4 protein-coding genes are annotated in these 3,136 nt (G+C 71.5%); all 4 read left to right on the forward strand.

Features of this window, described 5'->3' with window-relative positions; translation table 11 throughout:
- Positions 1-1,003, forward strand: a 1,003-nt coding sequence (locus tag Q0588_RS01990) for a GNAT family N-acetyltransferase (RefSeq protein WP_298743275.1), incomplete at its 5' end; no start/stop codon positions are given.
- A gap of 136 nt (positions 1,004-1,139) precedes the next feature.
- The gene (locus Q0588_RS01995) at positions 1,140-2,033 is read left to right on the forward strand and encodes a DUF2807 domain-containing protein (protein WP_298743277.1); all 894 of its coding nucleotides are present in this window, start codon (positions 1,140-1,142) and stop codon (positions 2,031-2,033) included.
- A 343-nt stretch (positions 2,034-2,376) separates the two neighbouring features.
- Positions 2,377-2,682, forward strand: a complete 306-nt coding sequence (rpsJ, locus tag Q0588_RS02000; RefSeq protein WP_003164367.1) for a 30S ribosomal protein S10 — start codon at positions 2,377-2,379, stop codon at positions 2,680-2,682.
- Positions 2,683-2,702: 20 nt separating this feature from the next.
- Positions 2,703-3,136: 50S ribosomal protein L3 (rplC, locus tag Q0588_RS02005; protein ID WP_298743279.1), on the forward strand; the 434-nt coding region annotated here is incomplete at its 3' end.

Here is a 3,136-nt window from a genome sequence, read left to right on the forward strand (position 1 = left end):
CGTGGCGGTGTTCTCGCGCGGCGGCCGGACCGTCGGCTTCTTCCCGCATCAGCGGCGGGGCGGGGCGGTGCAGCCGCTGGCGGCGCCGATGAACGACTACCACGGCGTCATCGCGCGGCCGGGGGAGGGGCCTTCGCTCGCGGAGGTCGCCGCGGCGCTGGACGCCGCGCGGCTCAATGTCACCGCCTGGGTGGGCCCGGCCGAGGGCCCGTCGTGCGGCCAGCCGCGCCGCACCGTGCAGGTGGTGCTCGGCGAGGCCGGACATGAGGGCTGGTATGCGGAACGGCGCGCCGGCCACGCCAAATTCTTCAAGGACAAGGAGCGCGCCCGGCGCAGCCTCGAGGCCGAGCTGGGCCCGCTCCGGGTCGAACGCGGCCTGCGCGACCCGGCCCTGCTGGACCGGCTGATCGGGCTGAAGCGCGACCAGTACCGGCGCACCGGGCGGCACGACATCTTCGCCTGCGGCTGGACCGCTGAACTGCTGCACGCCCTGCTGCAGGAGGACGGCGACGCATTCGGGGTCTCGATGGCCGGGCTGTGGGCCGGCGACCGGCTGACGGCGCTGGAGTATTCATTGTACGGCGGCGACCAGTATCATTTCTGGTTCCCCGCCTATGAGCCGGCCCTGGCGCGGTGCTCGCCCGGCATCCTGCTGAGCCTGGAGACGATGCGGCTGGCCGCGGGGCTCGGCTACCGCACCTTCGACTTCGGGTTCGAGGGCGAACACTACAAGAAATATTTCTGCAACGGGGCCCGGACGGTCCGCGAGGCCCTGCTCCTGCGACCCGGCCTCGGGGCGGTCGCCAGCCGCGCCGCGACGGGGGCCCTGAACCTGGCCGGTCAGGACCGCGGGACCCGGCTGCGGGCCAGCATCCGGCGGCGCTGGGCGGCGATCGAGGCCTGCGAGACCACGCCGGGCGCCCGCTTCCGCGGTGCGGCGCAGGCGGCCGGCGCGGCGCTTGCCAAGGTCCGGCGTCCGGCGTCGAGAGCCGTTCCGGCCTGAGGCCTTCATGGCCGCCGGGCGCAGCGGCCAGGCCGGGCCGGCTGTTGCTTGCAGGGCGGTCATGACATCGATTTCAGGTGACTCGGGGCGGCCCCGGCCGCACCTTTCCCGCCGACCGCGGAAAGGGAGCCCCGCCATGAAAACCATCCTGCCGGCCGCCGCCGCGCTCGCCGCGCTCGCCGCCGCGGGCGGCCCCGCCCTGGCCCGGTCCGGGCCGACCGTTGAAATCGACGACGCGGTCGCCCGGGTCGTGGTCATCGTCGAGGACCGGACCGATGTCGGCGTCGAGATCCAGCCCGGGACCGCGCCGCTGCCGGCCCCGCGGCTCGAGCGCCGCGGCGCCTCGGTCCGCATCGACGGCGGCCTCGGCCGCCGTGTCGCCGGAGTCCGTCTGGGCGACCGGATCCATGACTGCCGCCCCGGTCCGGATCCGACCCGCCCCGGCCAGGGCGCCTCGGTCGAGGTTGGCGACCTCGGCCGGATCGATCTCGACGAGGCCCCGCTGATCGTCATCCGCACCCCCCGCGAGGTGACCATCGAGGCCGGCGGCGCCGTCTATGGGGCGATCGGCCGCGGCGCCCGCTCGGTCGAACTGGACGCCGGCGGCTGCGGCGACTGGGTGATCGCCAACACCGACGGCCCGGTGGACGCGTCCCTCGGAGGGTCCGGCGGCCTGATGATCGGGACCACCCGGACCCTGGACGCCAGCCTGGCCGGCTCGGGCGAGCTGACGGCGGGCGCCACCGACCGCCTGGAGCTGAAGATCGCCGGCTCCGGCGGGGCCGCCGTCGCCGAGGTCGACGGAGACGCCGAGATCTCGATCGCCGGTTCGGGCGAGGCCGCCATCCGCCGCGGCCGCATCCCCCGTCTCGGAATCTCTATCGCCGGCTCGGGCGACGTCGACTTCGGCGGCGTGGCCGGCGACGTCAGCGTCTCGATCGCCGGCTCGGGCGATGTCCGCGTCGCCGGGGCGACGGGAAGCGTCAGCCGCAGGGTGGTCGGCTCGGGCGACATCCGCATCGGCCGCTAGGCTCCCGGGACGAAGGCCGGGGCCGGCCGAAATCCCGCCGCTCCGGGCCCTGGCCACGCTTTCGCCGCTTGACGGAAGCGGAATCGATCTGCATAAGCCCCCACTCTTGTTGGACCGGCTGTGCACCTCGCCTTGAGTATGGGGTGCAGACGCGGTCCGCAGGAACGACCTGAGACCCTGTTCTTTGCAGTGACCCAGGACTTCAACGGCCTTCGCGGGAGACTGCGTGGGCCGATCGTTTTTGCGGACGTGCGTACTCTGAAGGCCTTCTCGGCCTGAAGACTCCGGTCTTTGAAATGGTTCACAGGGACGCAGGTTCGCCTGCTTGGGAATAGCTACCGATATGGATCAAAGCATCCGCATCAGGCTCAAGGCCTTCGATCACCGCGTCCTCGACTTTTCGACGCGCGAGATCGTCAACACCGCCAAGCGCACGGGCGCGACCGTTCGCGGTCCGATCCCGCTGCCGACCCTGATCGAAAAGTTCACCGTGAACCGCTCGCCGCACGTCGACAAGAAGTCGCGCGAGCAGTTTGAAATCCGCACGCACAAGCGTGTCCTCGACATCGTCGACCCCACCCCGCAGACCGTGGACGCGCTGATGAAGCTCGACCTGTCCGCCGGCGTGGACGTCGAGATCAAGATTTAAGAAGAAAGAGGCGGGATCCGATGCGCACGGGCGTGATCGCCAAGAAGCTGGGCATGACCCGCGTGTTCGCCGATGACGGCGCGCACGTTCCGGTCACCGTGCTTCAGCTCGACGGCTGCCAGGTCGTCGGCCAACGTACCCAGGAGCGCGACGGCTACGTCGCCCTCCAGCTGGGCGCTGGCAGCAAGAAGGCCAAGAACACCAACAAGGCTCAACGCGAAGCGTTCGCCAAGCTGCAGGTCGAGCCGAAGGCCTATGTCACCGAGTTCCGCGTCGACGCCGACGCCCTGCTCGACGTGGGCGCCGAGTTCTCGGCCGACCACTTCGTCGCCGGCCAGAAGGTCGACGTCCAGGCCGAGACCATCGGCAAGGGCTTCGCCGGCGCCATGAAGCGCTGGAATTTCGGCGGTCTGCGGGCGACCCACGGCGTCTCGGTCTCGCACCGTTCGCACGG

The organism is uncultured Brevundimonas sp. (genome assembly GCF_937870815.1).
Taxonomy (GTDB): Bacteria; Pseudomonadota; Alphaproteobacteria; order Caulobacterales; family Caulobacteraceae; genus Brevundimonas.

What these genes read in the sequence shown, in the direction of transcription:
- Q0588_RS01995 (WP_298743277.1), top strand. Translation starts at nt 1,140, where the DNA reads ATGAAAACCATCCTGCCGGCCGCCGCCGCGCTCGCCGCGCTCGCCGCC.
- rpsJ (WP_003164367.1), top strand. Translation starts at nt 2,377, where the DNA reads ATGGATCAAAGCATCCGCATCAGGCTCAAGGCCTTCGATCACCGCGTC.